The organism is Beijerinckia sp. L45 (genome assembly GCF_009765775.1).
Classification (GTDB): domain Bacteria; phylum Pseudomonadota; class Alphaproteobacteria; order Rhizobiales; family Beijerinckiaceae; genus RH-AL1.
In genome coordinates this window covers 10250-26189 of the sequence record NZ_LMUU01000078.1, presented here as the reverse complement: position 1 = coordinate 26189, position 15940 = coordinate 10250, and the positions used below count along the sequence as shown (strand labels likewise).

The window sequence follows — 15940 nt, the reverse complement described above, 5'->3', positions numbered from 1 at the left end:
GGGCCTTGCCCAAAATTGAGGAGAGTATGATGCGGATCCTACGCACACTTGCCGTTGCAGGCATCACGGTCGCCATCGCGGCTACGAGCATGAACGTGGCATCGGCCGCACCGCGCCATGGTGCAACCCGGCATGTTGCAGCCCATGGCCACGCCGGCCGGCATTACGCCCGTCGCGGCGGCGGCGCCGGTGGAGCAGCGGTTGCCGGCGCGGCACTCGGCCTGTTCGGCGCAGCGATTGCGGGTGCCGCGGCGAGCAACGCCTATGACGACGGTGGCTACTACGGCGGGCAGCCCGCCTATGGTTACGGCGGTCCAGGCTATGGTTATGGTCGGCCCGCTTACGGCTACGACGGCTATTAGGCCGCTGACGTTTCATCGTTCGCGAGCAGCGCGCCCTCCGGGGCGCGCTTTTCGTTCCGGCTTAGCGCACGCCGGTCCGATCCGCTTCGATCGCCATGCGCGCGAGCCGATCCAAGACGCCTTGGAGAATGTAGGCAGCCGCCATGCGGTCGACGACTTCGGCGCGCTTGGCGCGGGACGCATCCTGCTCGATCAGCGAGCGGGTGACGGCGGCGGTCGACAGGCGCTCGTCCCAGAACACGAAGGGCCGAGGCGTCAGCGGCGCCATGTTGCGCACGAAGGCGCGGGTCGCCTGGACGCGCGGGCCTTCTGACCCGTCCATGTTGAGCGGCAGGCCGATGACCAGCGCAATGACGTCAAACTCGTCCGCCGCGGCGACCAGTTCCTTGGCGTCCGCACCGAACTTGGTGCGCCGGATCGTCCGCACCGGACTGCCGAGCCGGCGCTCGACGTCGGAAACGGCCAGCCCGATCGTCTTGGTGCCGAGATCGACGCCGAGCAGGCGCCCGAGGCGGGGCAGGCGCTCGCGCAGGGCGACGATGTCGATCAGATTGGCGGCCATGCCATAACGTGCCTCATTGAAGGAACGCGGATTCGTTGCCTGCCGCGCGTGCTTGCTATAGACCGCGCCTTCGAGAAAGCGCCAAAGCTTTTGCACAATCTCTTCAGGACTTCGGCATGTCGGTAGACCAGGCGACGGTACGCAAAATTGCCCATCTCGCCCGCATCAAGGTGGCGGATGCGGACGTTGAGCCTCTACGCGGCGAACTCAATGCGATTCTGGCCTTCGTCGAGACGCTGAACGAGGTCGACGTGACCGGCATCGAGCCGATGACCTCGGTGATCCCGATGGCGATGCGGACGCGCGCCGACGTGGTCAACGACGGCAACATCGCCGATCTCGTCACCGCCAATGCGCCTGCGGCCGAAGACCATTTTTTCACCGTGCCGAAAGTCATCGAGTAGCTTTCGAGCTCCGCTTCCGTGCCGCCGCTTCCCTTTGCAGAAAGACCGTTCGCTTGAGCGCCTTGACCGACCTGACCCTTGCCGATGCCCGCGACGCTCTCGTCCGCAAGGAGTTTTCCGCGACCGAACTGGCGCAGGCGCAGATCGCCGCGCTCGAGGCTGCCAAGAAACTGAACTGCTTCATCGTCGAGACGCCGGACCAGGCGCTGGCGCAAGCCAAAGCCTCGGACGCCAAGCTGGCGAAGGGCGCGGGCGGGCCGCTGGAAGGCATCCCGCTCGGCATCAAGGACCTCTACTGCACCAAGGGCGTGCAGACGACCGCCGCCAGCCACATTCTTGAAGGCTTTATTCCGCCCTACGAGTCGACCGTCACCGCCAATCTCTGGCGTGATGGCGCGAGCATGCTGGGCAAGCTGAACCTCGACGAATTCGCGATGGGCTCGTCCAACGAAACCTCCTATTTCGGGCCGGTGATCTCACCGTGGCGGCGTGACGGCGACACCACGCCGCTCGTCCCCGGCGGCTCGTCGGGCGGCTCAGCCGCGGCTGTGGCGGCACGGCTCTGTTTCGGCGCCACGGCGACCGACACCGGCGGCTCGATCCGTCAGCCCGCGGCCTTTACCGGCACCGTCGGCATCAAGCCGACCTACGGGCGCTGCTCGCGTTGGGGCGTGGTGGCCTTCGCCTCGTCGCTCGATCAGGCCGGGCCGATCGCCCGCACGGTGCGCGACGCCGCCATCCTGCTGCGCTCGATGGCCGGTCACGATTCTAAAGACACGACGTCTGTCGATCTGCCGGTGCCGGACTACGAGGCCGCGCTCGGCGGCTCGCTGAAAGGCAAAAAGATCGGCATCCCGAAGGAGTATCGGCTCGACGGCATGTCGGCCGAGATCGAGGCGCTGTGGCAGCAGGGCATCGCCTGGCTGAAGGACGCCGGCGCGGAGATCGTCGACATCGCGCTGCCGCACACGAAATACGCGCTGGCCGCCTACTACATCGTGGCGCCGGCGGAGGCCTCGTCGAATCTCGCGCGCTATGACGGCGTGCGCTACGGCCTGCGCGTGCCGGGCCGCGACATCGCCGACATGTACGAGAGCACCCGCGCCGAGGGCTTTGGCCGCGAGGTGCGCCGCCGCATCATGATCGGCACCTATGTCCTCTCCGCCGGCTATTACGACGCCTACTATGTGAAGGCACAAAAAATCCGGACGCTGATCAAACGCGATTTCGAGACCGCCTTCGAGGCCGGCGTCGACGCGATTCTGACGCCGACCACGCCGTCCGCCGCCTTCGGCATTGGCGAGAAGGGGTCGGCCGATCCGATCGAGATGTATTTGAACGACGTCTTCACCGTGACGGTTAACATGGCGGGCTTGCCGGGTATTTCCGTGCCGGCTGGCGTTTCAGCACAGGGCCTGCCGCTGGGGCTGCAGCTGATCGGTCGGGCCTTCGACGAGGAGACGTTGTTTTCGGTGGCCTCGGTTATCGAGAAGGCGGCGCCGAAGGTCGTGTTGCCGACGCAGTGGTGGTGAGGGTTTCTCCCGGTCGCGGTTAGATCCTCACCCACGCAGTGGGGGAGGGGGACCATGCGCAGCATGGTGGAGGGGGCTCGGGATCTGAGGGGCTGGCCCTCTCCACCGCCTATCGGCGGTCCCCTTCCCCCGCGCTTCGCGCAGGGGAGGATTGCTCTCGTCTTATTCCGCGGCCTTAAGCGCCGGGTTTTCCAGGGTCTGGATCACCTCGAAACCCTCGAACTCGGGGTGGCCGAGGGTCATCTTCTTGCCGCCGCCGGCGTTCTTGTGCGCGGCGCGAAAATGCTCGGAGTTCGTCCAGGCGGTAAAGACCGCGCGGTTCTCCCAGACCGTGTGCGAGGAGTAGAGGATGTGGTCCTCGCGCTCCGGCCCGCGCAGCATGTGGAAGGCGACGAAGCCGGGGTTCTTTTCGAGATGCGACTCACGGCCGAGCCACATCGCCTCGAAGTCGGCGGTCTCTTCTTTCAGGACTTTGAAGCGGTTCATGGCGATGAACATGGCGGTCTCCGTTTGTTTGGTCGCGATCGACGTGTTCGTCCCCTTCCCCCTTGCGGGGAAGGGCTAGGGATGGGGGTCGGCGTGTTCCTCGATGAACACGGAAGAACACCGGGACCCCCACTCCCAACCTCTCCCCACAAGGGGGAGAGGAGTTTGATTGCGGTTCGTCTTATCATTCTACCAAATCCTGAGCACTCTCGACACCCGCGCCGGCGTCGCGGCCCCGCAACTTCACCACGGCACAGGCCAGCGCCACGAACCCCTCGACCTCGATCTCTTCCGCGCGCTTGGTCGGCTCCAGCCCGGCTTCTTCGAGCAGCGCCAGCGGGTCGACGCCGAGCGAGCGCAGCGACTGCCGCAGCATTTTGCGGCGCTGACCGAACGCCGCGTGCGTCACCGCCGACAGCACTTTGGCTTCGCACGCCATCGGGTTTTCCCGCGGGATCAGCTCGACGACGCTGGACGTCACCTTCGGCGGGGGATTGAAGGCCTGCGGCGGTACGTCGAACAGGATGCGGGTGGTGCAGCGCCAGTTGCACAGCACGGCAAGGCGCCCGTAAGCGGCGCGCTCGCGGGGCGTAGCGACGATCCGCTCGGCGACCTCGCGCTGGAACATCAAGACCATGGTGGAAAACCAAGGCGGCCAGGGTTCGGTCTCGACCCAGCCGGTGAGCAGCACGGTGGCGATGTTGTAGGGCAGGTTGGCGCAGATCGCCGCCGGGCCGAGCGCCGCATAGTCCGTCTCCAGCGCGTCCTCTGCCAGTACCGTAAGCTTGCCGGGATAATGCGCCTCGATCTCCGCGAGTACCGCGAGGCAGCGTTCGTCGCGCTCGATCGCGGTGACCTGGGCGCCCCCGGCGAGCAGCGCGCGGGTGAGGCCGCCGGGGCCGGGGCCGATCTCGACGACGCGGGCGCCGTCGAGCGGTCCTGCGGCGCGGGCGATGCGCGAGGTCAGATTGAGATCGAAGATGAAATTCTGCCCGAGCGTCTTTTTCGCCGCCAGCCCGTGGGTGGCGACGACTTCGCGCAGGGGCGGGAGATCGTCTAGGCCGCCGGACATGAGGCCCGCGCCAAGGCATCGGAGCGGGCGAGGCGGGAGGCCAGCTGCAGCGCCGCGATCAGGCTGGAAGGATCGGCGACGCCCTTGCCTGCGATATCGAAAGCGGTGCCGTGGTCCGGCGAGGTCCGCACGAAGGGCAGGCCGAGCGTCACATTGACCGCGCTGTCGAAGGCCAGCGTCTTGATCGGGATCAGCGCCTGGTCGTGATACATCGTCACCACGACATCGTATTGTTCGCGCGCGGCTGCGTGGAACAGGGTGTCGGCGGGGTGCGGGCCGGTGACGGCAAAACCCTCGGCCAGCAGACGGTTCAGCGCGGGGGTGATCGTCTCGATCTCCTCGCGGCCCATGTCGCCGCCCTCGCCGGCATGCGGGTTGAGCCCGGTGACGGCGATGCGCGGCCGGGCTACGCCGAAGCGATCGGTGAAATCGCGCGCGACCACGCGCACCGTCTCGACGATCAGATCCTGCGTCACGAGTCCGGGCACGCAGGCGACGGGCACGTGGATCGTCGCCGGCACGACGCTGAGCGTCGGCGACCATAAGAGCATCACGGCGCGGGCCTTGATACCGTAAAGGCGTTCCGCCATCGCGCCCATGAACTCGGTCTGGCCGGGATGGGGATAGCCGACGCGGTGCAGGATTTCCTTGGAGATCGGGTTGGTCACGACAGCCGAGGCCTCGCCCGCGGCGACCAGCTCGCAGCAGCGCTGCATCGAGGCGATGGTGCCGAGCGCGTCCGCGATGTCGGGATGGCCGGGGCGGCCGACTGTCGCGGCGTCGAGGGCGACGAGGGGCAGCGCGCGCGAGAACACGCGCGTCGCATCGGCAGGCTGGCAAGTCTCGAACGGCACGGCGAGGCCGAGTGCCTGGGCCACCGCCTGGCACAAGGCACGATCGGCGACGAGGAAGAACGCAGCGGGCTGATCGTCGGCGTGGGTCGCCAGCCAGGCTTTTAACGCGATCTCGATGCCGATGCCGGAGGGATCGCCGCGCGTCAGCGCGAGCGGCAGGCTCGGGTGCATTACCGCTTCTCGATCACGGCCCGCGACCGCATGTCCTTCAGTCGCGCCTTGGCGTCCTCGTCGATGTGCGCCTGGAGCAGGCGATCCGAGATTGTCTTGCGCAGTTCGGTATCGTCTTTCGCCGCGGCTTTATCGCAGACGGCGACCATTTCCAGCCCGGACGCGGAGCGCGAGGGCGGGGTGAGATGGCCGAGCGGCGTCTTGTCGAGCAGCTCCTTGAGCGGCACGGACAGCGAGGTCGAAGAGCGCGTCAGCGGTTCGCGGACGGCGACGCCCTGCAGCGTCTTGGCGTAGGCGAGGCCGGCAGGACAGCTGGAAAACTTGGCCCGCAGGGCTTCGGCCTGCTTGGCCCGCTCGCCGATCGTCGCGGGGCTGTCCTCCGGGCTGAGCGTGAAGACGACCTGGCGGATCGTGTAGTCGGTGACGGCGGACTTGCCGCCGCCCTTGGCAAGCTCGGCGCGGACCTGCACCTCGCTGGCCTCGACACCCTTGTTCAAGGCCTTGACCAGGACGGCGAAGCCAAGCTCGGACTTGAAATAGCCGATGAAGTGGTCGCGCTGGACGCCGGCGTGCTCGATCTCGGCGAGCAGGGCGGCCGGCGTCGTCTTCATTTTGTTGGCATCGGTCGAAACCTGCTCGCCGATCTCGTTGTCCTTGATCGTCACGCCGTAATGGCTCGCCTCATGATACATCAGGCGATCGCTGATCATGCTCTCGACGGCGGCATCACGGCCGGCAGGCCGGTGGAGGGCGCGCAAAAGCTTCATGCGCTGCTCAATGTCGATATTGGTGATGGGATCGCCGTTCACCGCCAGTGCGATCGCCTGCGCCTTGGCGTGGTCGAGCGCGATCGGGGCGGCGGCCGCAACCAGGACGGCCAGAAGGCCGAGGCGCACGAGGCCGTGCCGCAGGGCCGGTGAAAAGCAAGAACGCATGATCATAACTTCCTGCCGCTCCTTGGGAACGCATCGCAATAATAGGGGCTGCGGAAAAGGCTTTCGTCTTCCCGGCGGACCATAGGCGCGTGACGCCCGCGTTGGCTAGGCTGCATAGCCAAGCAACGGCCTGTTCTTAAGGGTAGAAACCCGGCGCTTTTCGGGCGCCCGCTATTTCACGCCGTCGACACCCGCGGTGGCGGTGGTGCTTTTGGAGAACTTGGCATCGCCAAGGGTGCGAAGCTGCAGCGACACGAGGACGGTCTGGTTGCGCGACAGGGTGCCGCTGCCGTTGTCCTGGTAGACCGAGCTGTAGTTCACCGTGAAGGTCGTGCACTCGTCCGTGTAGCCGCCGCCGACGCCGAGCGCGGCGACGGAGAACAAGCCGGTGTTCGGCCCGACGAGCAGATCGGAATAGAGGTGGCGGCTGAGGTCGAAGGTGACGTTGCCCTGCAGGAAGTAATTCTCGGTGATCTTATACTTGCCGTTGAGCGCGAGGCCCTCGCGATTGACATCGTAGCCGATCAGCGGCTGAGCGGTGTAACGGGCATACTGGATACCGGCCGTCAGGGCGCCGAAGTTCAGCGACGTTGTCAGATCGATGCGGCGCGGCTCGAAGGTATAGACGTCGTAACGGCTGTTGGCGGCGAAGGAGATGAATGAGATCGGCGCGAGGGTGAAGCCCGCGACGTAATCGGAGCGGCGCGTATCGAGGCCCGAGCTCAGGCCGACGTTGGCGGCATCGGGTGTGGCGAAGGAGTTATGCCCGGCGAGCTGCGCCGACTGCCCTGCCAGCACATTGAAATAGCCGCCGTTCTTGAAGTTCATCGCGAACTGCGCGCCGTAGTTCGCGCGCGTTCCCGTCTCGAAACGGTCGTAGCCCGAGTTCTTGTTCCAGTCGAAGAGATTGGAGTTGTCGAACACGAGGCTCTGCGAATCGATGTTGACCATCGACCGGCTGCCGAGCTGATTGTCCGGCCGGGCGATGACCTGGGCGATCGGCTCCAGCACCATCGAGCCGAAGCGGGTGTTGGCCAGCAGCGGATAGCGATACTCCAGCCCGACGCCGGGAGTGACGGTGCCCGTCGCGCCCGAATTGACGAAGGCCGTCTGCGACGCGTTGCTGAAGGTCGTCGAAGCGCCGTTGGACGCGAAGGTTTCGCTATGCGTCGTGTTGAGGCTCAAGTCCTCGCCGTTCATGCGAGCGAAGGCGAAGGGCGTCCAGACCTCGCCGAGGGAATCGATGATCTTGCGCTGATAGGAGAGCTGCGCCGTGGCGCGGGTGTAATCGCCGCCGATGCCGCGGAGCAGGCACGACGTGCCGAGGTTCCGGCCGGGCGTATAATTGTTACAGACGTCATAGAGCCCATAGGCCGAATCGAGGGTGCGCGGCCCAACGGACTGGTAGCTGGCCGAGGTCGCCGACAGGCTCGTCAGGTTGAAGTCGAACTCGAGCTGGCCGCCGATGCCGTGCGACGTCGCGGGGTCGATGTCGAAGGTGTGGTTATAGTCGAGCACCGGGCGAACGACGGGTTGCTGCGCCTGGATGTCGTGGCTCGACAGGCCCTCGAAATAGTAGCCGCGAAGATCGAAGAAGCTGCGGGCGCTCTGGCCGGTGAGATAGATCGTCGAAATCGATTCGCTGAAGTAGTTCGACGACAGCGTCTCGCTGGGGATGGAATAGTCATAGAGGTAGTATTTGTCCGAGAGGACGGCGATATCCCAGCCGAACTTCCAGTTTTCGTTGATGTTGAACTCGCCCTTGGTCTGAACCGCACCGCGGAACGACTTGTCGCCGGCGCCATAGGGCGGGTTGGCAAACGAGCTCGGGTTGGTCTCGCTGATCCCCGAGGCCTTGATGTAGTACATGCCGTTTTCGAAACGCTGGCGGAATTCCGCCGAGCCGAAAAAGCCCTGCTGGCTGAACACGGTCGGTGTCAGCGTCAGGTCGTAGTTCGGCGCCAGGTTGAAGAAGATCGGCAGGCCGACGCCGTAGCCGAGCTGCGACTTGTACGACGACGTCGGCGCCAGAAGGCCGGACTTGCGGGTGACGGTTGGATCCGGCGCCGAGAGGAACGGCACGTAGGCCAGAGGCACGCCGAGGAACTCGAGGTACGCGTCCTCGTAATAAACCATCTGCTCGGAGTTTTTGTGGATGATCCGCTTGGCCCGCACGCGCCACAGCGGCGGCTTGTCCGGGTTGTTCTTGCAGGCGTCGCAGGCGGTATAGGTGCCGCGCTCGAACACCGTCGTCTCGCCGTCGGTCCGTTCGGCCCGCGGCGCGCTGAAATGGGTCTTGTCGGTGGTGTCGGCGCGCAGGCTGTCGACGAAGCCGTCGCGGAAATCGTCCGTCAGGTCGAACGTGTCGCCATGAAGGACGGTGCCGTCCTTCTCGGTGAGCTTGGCATGGCCCTCGGCGTACATCCGCTTGGTCGTCTTGTTATAGATGACCTTGTCGGCTTCGAGCGTGCGGCCCTGATAGTAAATGCGCACGTTGCCCTGCGCCGACACGGTGTTGGCATCGGTGTTCTGGACGAGTTCGTTGGCCTCAACGAGCATCTTGTCGGGCTGAGCCGGGGTCGTTGCCTTGGCGCTGGGCGCGACCGCGCTGTGCGTCTGCGCCATCGCCGGCCCGCCGGCAAAGACGCTGACGAGAACAGGCACGAGCGCAAGCCGCCGCACGGCGCGGGCGATCACAGGCATCGAAAAGGAGAAAAGATCTCGGCCGCCGGGGAGAACCGTGGGCTTACGAGGCGTAAACAGCCGCCCCATCAACCGTCCTCCTGGTTCAACAACGCCAACGCACCCAACATGCTTGCCACGATCGCCGGGGACCATGCCGCGACGGACGGACTGAGCAACCCGGAACCCCCGAGATCGCCCACGAACTTCGTCGCCACATAGAGCACGAACCCAGCGCCTACGCCACCGCCTACAAACTTCCCAATACCACCAAATCGGAAAAACCTTAAGGAAAACGCCGCGGCGATCAGGGTCATTGCGACAAGGAGTAAAGGACGCGCGAGAAGCGTCTGATATTGCAGACGATATGTGCTGGCATCGAGGCCGGCGGACTCGGTCTCGGCGCGCAGTTCCGGTAAGTCCCAGAAGGGAACGGCCTCGGCCGACATCGAGCCCTCCGACACCTGGCCGCGCAGCAGGTTGGTGGCGAGCAGATAGGTTCCGAACGCCTGCGCCTCGCCACCGGGCTCGGAGACTTTCGCGTCATCGAGGTGCCATACACCCACGCCGAGCGTCGCGCGCGCCGCGAGCACGCGCTCCTGGAACTTGCCCTCGCGGTCGTAGACGTAGGCGGTGACCCCGGTCAGGACGTTGTTGCCGTCGCTGGTCTTTTCCGCCTGCATGATGGACTGGCCATCGACGCTCTTCTGCCGGACCCACAGGCCGGCCTTTGCGTCGTTCGATCCATCCTTGCCGAAGATCACCAGCTCGATCTTGTCCGCCTGCTGCTTCATCGCCGCGGAAATCGGATTGAGAATCATCACCGAGCCGACGCCGATCAGCACCGCGATGAGCAGCGGCGGACCCAGGAACTGCCACACCGACACGCCGGCCGCACGGGCGACGAGAAGTTCGAGCTTGCGGGTCAGGTTGAGGAACACCGTCATCGAGCCGAACAGGACGCAGAACGGCAGCACCTGCTCGGACACGGCCGGCGTCCGCAGCAGCGAGAGATAGGCCACGGAGGACGCGGTGATGCCCGGAATGTTGCCGGTGCGCCGCAGCAGTTCGACGAAATCGATGACGTAGACGAGACTGAAGATCGTCGCGAAGACCGCAACGATCATGTTGAAAAAGCGGGACGACAGGTAGCGGCCGAGCGTGAAGCCAATCATGGCTCTGCTTACTGCAAAAGCGTGGCTGTAGGCCACAGCGTCGTCAGCGTCGCGCAAACGTGAACGCGCCGCGGCACGCGACGCTGTGCCGATACGGCCGGGATCGAAGCCGCGCGGGACGCTCCAGCCGGGGTAAGGCAACACGTCATACGAAATCGGACCGGCTCCCTGGAGCGCTGCGGAATGACGGGGATCTGCGTTGGGGCGGCGGAGCCGCGCGGTTGAACCAGGCGCCATGAAGAGCGGCACGCCCCAGCCTTAACCACCGCCCGATCGAGGGCCTAGTGTTTGGCGGCAACACCCCGGCCGAACCATGTGTCCAATCTGCGTCACGCTACGGAACGGCGCTTTCCCAGAGCGCACTTGCACGTCGCGCGGGAGATCAACATGATGCGCCCGTCGACGCGACCCGCTTGCGGCCGGTCGGACGGGCGAAACCCTCGTCCGAAAGAATCGCCGCGGGGACGCGAAATCGTCTGGCGCCGCCTGCGGCATGCGCTGTAGCTCACATTGATTCAGGCGCGCGCTTGGGGTCAGGTGCTTCCGAGAAGCCGAACCGCGCGTTGCGCGCCGCCAACAAGGGATACCGATGTCCGAGTCCATCAAGATCGATTACGCCGCCCTCGCCGACCTCAAGGTCGACGCACCGCTGCCGGGTTCGGCCGGCGCGCAGGGCGCTAAGACCCTCGTCCTGTTTGCCGGTCCGGACCTCAGCCTCGGCGCCGCGACGAAAGCCTTCGTCGGGTCCGCGGGCGAGGACCTGCTGAAGAAGGCCGCGACGGCGTCGAAGTTCAAGGGCAAGGTCGGCAACGCGCTGGATATCATCGCCCCGGCCGGGTTTTCCGCCGATCGCATTCTCGTCATCGGCGTCGGCGCCGACTCGAACGGTGCCGAGCCCGCCAAGGAAGCGAAACCCTTCGACCTGACCAATCTCGGCGGCGTCGTCGTCGGCAAGCTCGGACGCGGCGGTCACGCCACGGTGATCTGCGATTTTCCCCGCGAGATCAGTGATCACGGCCGCGCGGTCGCCGATTTCACCCTCGGCCTGCGCCTGCGCGACTACCGCTTCGACCTCTATAAGACCACCAAGAAGAAGGACGACGCCGAGGACGATGCGGCGACTACGGTCGTGCTGGCGGTCGACGACGTCGCCGCGGCGCGGGCATCAGCCGAAGCGCGTGCGGCGATCGCCGACGGCGTCATCACCGCGCGCTCGCTGGTCAACGAGCCGGCCAACGTCCTCTATCCCGAGATTTTCGCCGAACGCACCAAGATGCTGCAGGCGCTCGGCGTCGAGGTGACGATCCTCGACATTCCGCAGATGGAAGCGCTCGGCATGGGCGCCATCGTCGGCGTCAGCCAGGGCTCGGCCCGGCCGGGGCGGATCGTGATCATGCGCTGGAACGGACTCGGTCCCAACGGCTCGGCCGAATCGAAGCCGGTCGCCTTCGTCGGAAAGGGCGTGACTTTCGACACCGGCGGCATCTCGATCAAGGGTGCAGCCGGGATGGAGGACATGAAGGGGGACATGGCGGGCGCCGCCTGCGTCGTCGGCCTGATGCAGGCGCTGGCCGGCCGCAAGGCCAAGGTCGACGTCATCGGCGCCATCGGCATCGTGGAAAACATGCCGGGGCCGAACGCGCAGCGCCCCGGCGACATCGTGACCTCGATGTCCGGCCAGACCATCGAGATCATCAACACCGACGCCGAAGGCCGTCTCGTCCTCGCCGACGTGCTCTGGTACGTCCAGGACAAGTACAAGCCGCAGTTCATGGTCGACCTCGCCACGCTGACCGGCGCGATTCTCGTGGCTCTGGGCCAGGAGCATGCCGGCCTGTTCTCCAATAACGACGAGCTGAGCGAACGGCTCGCCGCCGCCGGCAAGGCGACCGGCGAAAAGGTCTGGCGAATGCCGCTGGCGCCTGCCTACGACAAGCTCATCGACTCGAAATTCGCCGACATGAAGAACACCGGTGGGCGTCATGCCGGGTCGATCACCGCGGCGCATTTCATCGGGCGCTTCGTCAACGACGTGCCGTGGGCGCATCTCGACATCGCCGGCATGGGGATGAGCTCGCCGGCCAACGACATCAACCAGAGCTGGGGCTCGGGCTGGGGCGTGCGCCTGCTCGACCGGCTCGTCGCCGACTACTACGAGGCCAAATAGTCCGACATGCGACGCAGTCTGACATGCGACGCAGTCTGAGATGACCGAGATCTGGTTCTACCATCTGCAGAACCAGCCTCTGGCGCGGGCGCTGCCGACCCTGCTCGAGAAAGCGCTCGAGCGGGGCTGGCGCGTCGCCGTGCAGACCGCGGACGAGTCGGGGCTCAAGGGCATCGACGACATGCTCTGGACCTATGCGCCGGAAAGTTTTTTGGCGCATGGATTGGCCCGCGACAAGGATGCGGTGCGCCAGCCGATCGTCGTGACCTGCGAGAGCGACAATCCCAATGGTGCGACGCTGCGCGTGTATGTGGCGAGCGCGGAGGTCGACCTCGATCCCGCAACGTCTGGTTACGAACGCGCAATGCTGGTTTTCGACGGACGTGTGGAAGACGAGGTGGCGGCGGCGCGCAAACAGTGGTCACGGCTGAAAGGGCAGGGGTTCGCGCTGGCCTATTGGCAGCAGAACGACGAAGGGCGCTGGGAGAAGAAGATGTGAAGGGGTCGTGGGCGGCAACTCCGCGCATGACTTGTTTTGGAGCAAACGACCGTCTTTGCGAGCGCAGCGAAGCAATCCAGGACTGCGACATCGCTCGGCGGTGTTTTGCGGCCCCTGGGTTGCTTCGCTTCCGGCTCGCAAAGACGGCCGGCGAGAGCGATCTAGGCCCGCAAAAGCGTTTTTAGCAGATCCTGCGGCGTGCGTCGTCCCTGGTGGAATCGATAACCCAAGAGCGCGAGACGCTTTCGTTTCGGAAGCACCCACAAGGTTCCGGCAAGCGCAAATCGGGACATTTTTCCGGCCGCGCCGAGCCGACTGACAAAATTGGCCTTTATGAAACGCCGCAGAACCGCGACGGACGGTCGCCGCCCCGAGGCAACTGCCTCGTAGAACCGGCGCTCCGTAAAGAACAGCGTCGTCCGCGGGTCGGCCGGCGCGAAACCCGCTCGCTCGGCCGGCGTCAGGATGCGTGCGAGATGGGTGAGCCGTGCGGCAAACCGGTCGGCCTCGCGGGCGAAACGCGCCGGTGTCGGCTTGTCGATGGCGGAGAAATTCTGGCCGTGGAGCCGATAGAGGCCGAGCGGCTGCGCCAGGCTGACGACGTCGCCGACGAAGGGCGCGAGCAGCAAAATCACGCCGTCGATCGCGGACTCGTAATCGATCGGCGCGATGCGCGCAAAAAGATCGCGGCGGAACACGTTGCCCGAGGTCGGCGGGCTGACATATTCGCCGTCGCGGCCGATCGCCTCGGCAAGGCTTTTGGAGCCGCGGAACGACGTCAAGGCCGGGCGGGGATCGCCGAGGACCCGGCCCGTCGCATCGATGGGTGTCAAAGCATATTGCAGCTTGGCGACGGCGGGGTCGAGCTGGCCGAGGATGATGTCCAGAGATCCCGGGACGAGCTCATCGTCGGCGTCGAGCAGCAGGACGAAAGGCGCCTGCGTCTGGGCGACGCCGAACAGGCAGGCCTTGGCCTGGCCACCATTTGCCACCCGTAAGGCTTTGAGCCGCGTGCCGTAAGACTGGATGATGCCCCAGGAGCCATCGGTCGAACCGTCGTCGACGACCACCAGTTCGATATCGGCGCAATTCTGCCGAAGCACACTGTCGATGGCCTTCGCGACGAATGCTTCATAGTTGTAGTTGGCGATGATGACCGCCAGGCGCGGCGCGGCCGACACCTTACAGATCGAGAATGCGGCCGGGCGAGGAGCGCCCGCGCAGCAGGTCTACGACGCCGTAGTAATTGCCGAGCAGCCGGCCACGGCGGTCGATATAGGCTTCGGAGCGAATTGTCCCGATGATGTTGGCGAGTACGTTGCGGCCGCAGTACAGCAGCGCCAGCCGCGTGCTGATGACGCCCTTGCGCCGCAGATAGGCCTGGTTGGCCACCTGCGAATAGCCGAAGCGCACGCCGGACGTGCGGCCGCGCTTGGTGCCGAGATGCACGCCGACCAGCCGGTTGCTTTTCACGATCCGGCCGAACGCCGCGATCTGGCGCGAATATTCGACATCCTCGGCCCAGCTGTAGAGCGGCAGGTTTTCGTCGAAGCGCAAGTCATGTGCAGCCACTGCCGACCAGCGCACCGCCATGTTGCAGCCGTAGCCGTTGAAGATATCTTCGACGCGCGCGGTCTCGTTGCGTTTCGCTGCGGCAATCATGGTGCGCGCCGCGTCTGCATCGAAGCCTGGACCATGCACGCCATCCGCGATGAGGGTGCCGGTCGCCAGGACAATCGTTGGGTCCGATACGAACAACTTCGACAGCTCGGCGATGTAGTCCGGCGCGAGAAAGAAATCGTCGTCGAGAAACAGCACGACATCGACCGCCGGCATGATGCGCAGCAGCGCGTTGCGCTGCGCGGAGGCGCCCTTGCTGCCGGTCGTGAATTCTATTGTCAGATCGAGCGCGGCTAGGGCATTTTTGTCGACGTCGACGGCATCGGCCGGACAGATCGCGACGAGCACCGGCTTGACGGTCTGGCGCTCCAACTCGCGAAGCGTCTCCGTCAGAATCGCCGCCCGACCAGTCGTTGCGATGGCGACCGCGACGCGGAGTTCTGCTGTCATGCCGGTCGATCCAATACGCGATCCTCAGTTCGTGACGTCCGCGAAGCCTAGCAGAGGCTGCTGAAGGAATGGTTAGACGGACCGGACGGATTTCCACTTCGTCCGACAGCGTTTCCGACTCATGAAAGGTGGCTCGTGCCAATGGTCGCAGGCACGCGCCCCGCCGGCCGCTGCGGCGACAGCGCCACGGCGCGGTCCAGATAGAATTTTGCGCCCGCCACCCACGAGAAGCCGGGATAGCGGCGGCGCCCCTTGGCGCGCAGATCGTCGCGCAGAGTGGCGTCGGCCTGCAACGCCGCGATTCGCTCGAGCCAGATCGTAAAATCGTCCGCCGGCGCGTAAAGCGCCGCATCGCCGCAGACCTCCGGCATGCTGGCGCAGTCGGACGTCACGATGGGGCAGCCGTGCACCATGGCTTCGAGCAGCGGCAAGCCGAATCCTTCGGTCCGCGAGGGAAACGCGAAACACAGGGCATGGCGAAACAATGCCGCGAGATCGTCATCGCCGACGAAGCCGAGCGGCACCACGTTCGGTGCCGATGCCAGGGCGGACCCGGCGAAGATCGACGCGGTGCCGCCCGAGATCACGAGATCGATCCCGAGCGCATCCAGCGCTGGTGCCAACGCGACGAGGCGATCGATCTGCTTGTGCTTGGCGCGGCTGCCGAGCGCGAAGACGAACGGCCGTTGGAAAGCGCCCGGCGCGTCGAAGCGCGATGCGGAGGGGTTCCAGCGCAATGCATGCTCATGGCCGTTGCCGACGACCGACGCGGCATGATCGAGAACATGAAAGCGCTCGAGCATCGCCGCCGAGAAGTGCGACACGGTGGTGACCAAGCGGGCGCGGCGCGCGATCAGCGGATAGATCGCGCGATAGGCGAGGCGGAAGGCCGGCGCGTAGCTGTCGGGTTCGAGGAACACGTTGGCATCGTGCAGGCAGACGATCTGGCGCCCGTGGGCCAGCGGCGCA

At 65.5% G+C, this 15940-nt stretch carries 15 protein-coding genes; 5 read left to right on the top strand and 10 right to left on the bottom strand.

Annotated elements, in window-relative coordinates; genetic code table 11:
• The first annotated feature begins 29 nt into the window (after positions 1-29).
• Positions 30-362: a hypothetical protein gene (locus GSQ79_RS08355; protein WP_158808260.1), complete on the top strand. Its 333-nt coding sequence runs from the start codon at positions 30-32 to the stop codon at positions 360-362.
• Between the two features lie 61 nt (positions 363-423).
• Here GSQ79_RS08355 and ruvX read toward each other — a convergent pair whose 3' ends face one another.
• A complete protein-coding gene (gene ruvX / locus GSQ79_RS08350; RefSeq protein WP_158808259.1) occupies positions 424-924 on the bottom strand; it encodes a Holliday junction resolvase RuvX in 501 nt (166 codons plus the stop codon).
• Positions 925-1040: 116 nt separating this feature from the next.
• Between ruvX and gatC the strand changes: the two genes are divergently transcribed.
• Both gatC and gatA read left to right on the top strand, forming a co-directional pair.
• Positions 1041-1328, top strand: a complete 288-nt coding sequence (gene gatC / locus GSQ79_RS08345) for an Asp-tRNA(Asn)/Glu-tRNA(Gln) amidotransferase subunit GatC (RefSeq protein WP_158808258.1) — start codon at positions 1041-1043, stop codon at positions 1326-1328.
• A gap of 53 nt (positions 1329-1381) precedes the next feature.
• Positions 1382-2860, top strand: coding sequence for an Asp-tRNA(Asn)/Glu-tRNA(Gln) amidotransferase subunit GatA (gatA, locus tag GSQ79_RS08340; RefSeq protein WP_158808257.1), 1479 nt, complete (start codon positions 1382-1384; stop codon positions 2858-2860).
• 162 nt (positions 2861-3022) lie between these two features.
• Here the strand turns inward: gatA and GSQ79_RS08335 are convergent, their stop codons facing one another.
• From GSQ79_RS08335 to lptG, 6 genes are all read right to left on the bottom strand, one after another.
• Positions 3023-3358, bottom strand: coding sequence for an antibiotic biosynthesis monooxygenase (locus tag GSQ79_RS08335; RefSeq protein WP_158808256.1), 336 nt, complete (start codon positions 3356-3358; stop codon positions 3023-3025).
• A gap of 172 nt (positions 3359-3530) precedes the next feature.
• Positions 3531-4418, bottom strand: a complete 888-nt coding sequence (gene rsmA, locus GSQ79_RS08330; protein WP_158808255.1) for a 16S rRNA (adenine(1518)-N(6)/adenine(1519)-N(6))-dimethyltransferase RsmA — start codon at positions 4416-4418, stop codon at positions 3531-3533.
• Positions 4403-5443, bottom strand: coding sequence for a 4-hydroxythreonine-4-phosphate dehydrogenase PdxA (gene pdxA / locus GSQ79_RS08325; RefSeq protein WP_158808254.1), 1041 nt, complete (start codon positions 5441-5443; stop codon positions 4403-4405). Before pdxA ends, rsmA begins: the two co-directional genes overlap by 16 nt.
• Positions 5443-6384 carry a SurA N-terminal domain-containing protein gene (locus GSQ79_RS08320; RefSeq protein WP_246725195.1) on the bottom strand — a complete coding sequence of 314 codons (942 nt, stop codon included), beginning with the start codon at positions 6382-6384 and terminating at the stop codon, positions 5443-5445. The genes pdxA and GSQ79_RS08320 overlap by 1 nt, the downstream gene beginning before the upstream one ends.
• Positions 6385-6549: 165 nt before the next feature.
• Positions 6550-9150 carry an LPS-assembly protein LptD gene (locus tag GSQ79_RS08315; protein ID WP_158808253.1) on the bottom strand — a complete coding sequence of 867 codons (2601 nt, stop codon included), beginning with the start codon at positions 9148-9150 and terminating at the stop codon, positions 6550-6552.
• Positions 9150-10235, bottom strand: coding sequence for an LPS export ABC transporter permease LptG (lptG, locus tag GSQ79_RS08310; protein ID WP_158808252.1), 1086 nt, complete (start codon positions 10233-10235; stop codon positions 9150-9152). Before lptG ends, GSQ79_RS08315 begins: the two co-directional genes overlap by 1 nt.
• A gap of 589 nt (positions 10236-10824) precedes the next feature.
• Between lptG and GSQ79_RS08305 the strand changes: the two genes are divergently transcribed.
• Together GSQ79_RS08305 and GSQ79_RS08300 are read left to right on the top strand one after the other, a co-directional pair.
• Positions 10825-12402, top strand: coding sequence for a leucyl aminopeptidase (locus tag GSQ79_RS08305; RefSeq protein WP_158808251.1), 1578 nt, complete (start codon positions 10825-10827; stop codon positions 12400-12402).
• Between the two features lie 40 nt (positions 12403-12442).
• The gene (locus tag GSQ79_RS08300) at positions 12443-12901 is read left to right on the top strand and encodes a DNA polymerase III subunit chi (RefSeq protein ID WP_158808250.1); all 459 of its coding nucleotides are present in this window, start codon (positions 12443-12445) and stop codon (positions 12899-12901) included.
• Between the two features lie 161 nt (positions 12902-13062).
• Here GSQ79_RS08300 and GSQ79_RS08295 read toward each other — a convergent pair whose 3' ends face one another.
• From GSQ79_RS08295 to GSQ79_RS08285, 3 genes are all read right to left on the bottom strand, one after another.
• On the bottom strand, positions 13063-14082 hold the full coding sequence (locus tag GSQ79_RS08295) for a glycosyltransferase (RefSeq protein WP_158808249.1): 1020 nt from the start codon (positions 14080-14082) through the stop codon (positions 13063-13065).
• A 1-nt stretch (position 14083) separates the two neighbouring features.
• The gene (locus GSQ79_RS08290) at positions 14084-14971 is read right to left on the bottom strand and encodes a glycosyltransferase family 2 protein (RefSeq protein WP_158808248.1); all 888 of its coding nucleotides are present in this window, start codon (positions 14969-14971) and stop codon (positions 14084-14086) included.
• Positions 14972-15090: 119 nt separating this feature from the next.
• On the bottom strand, positions 15091-15940 hold an 850-nt coding region (locus GSQ79_RS08285), incomplete at its 5' end, for a glycosyltransferase family 1 protein (protein ID WP_158808247.1).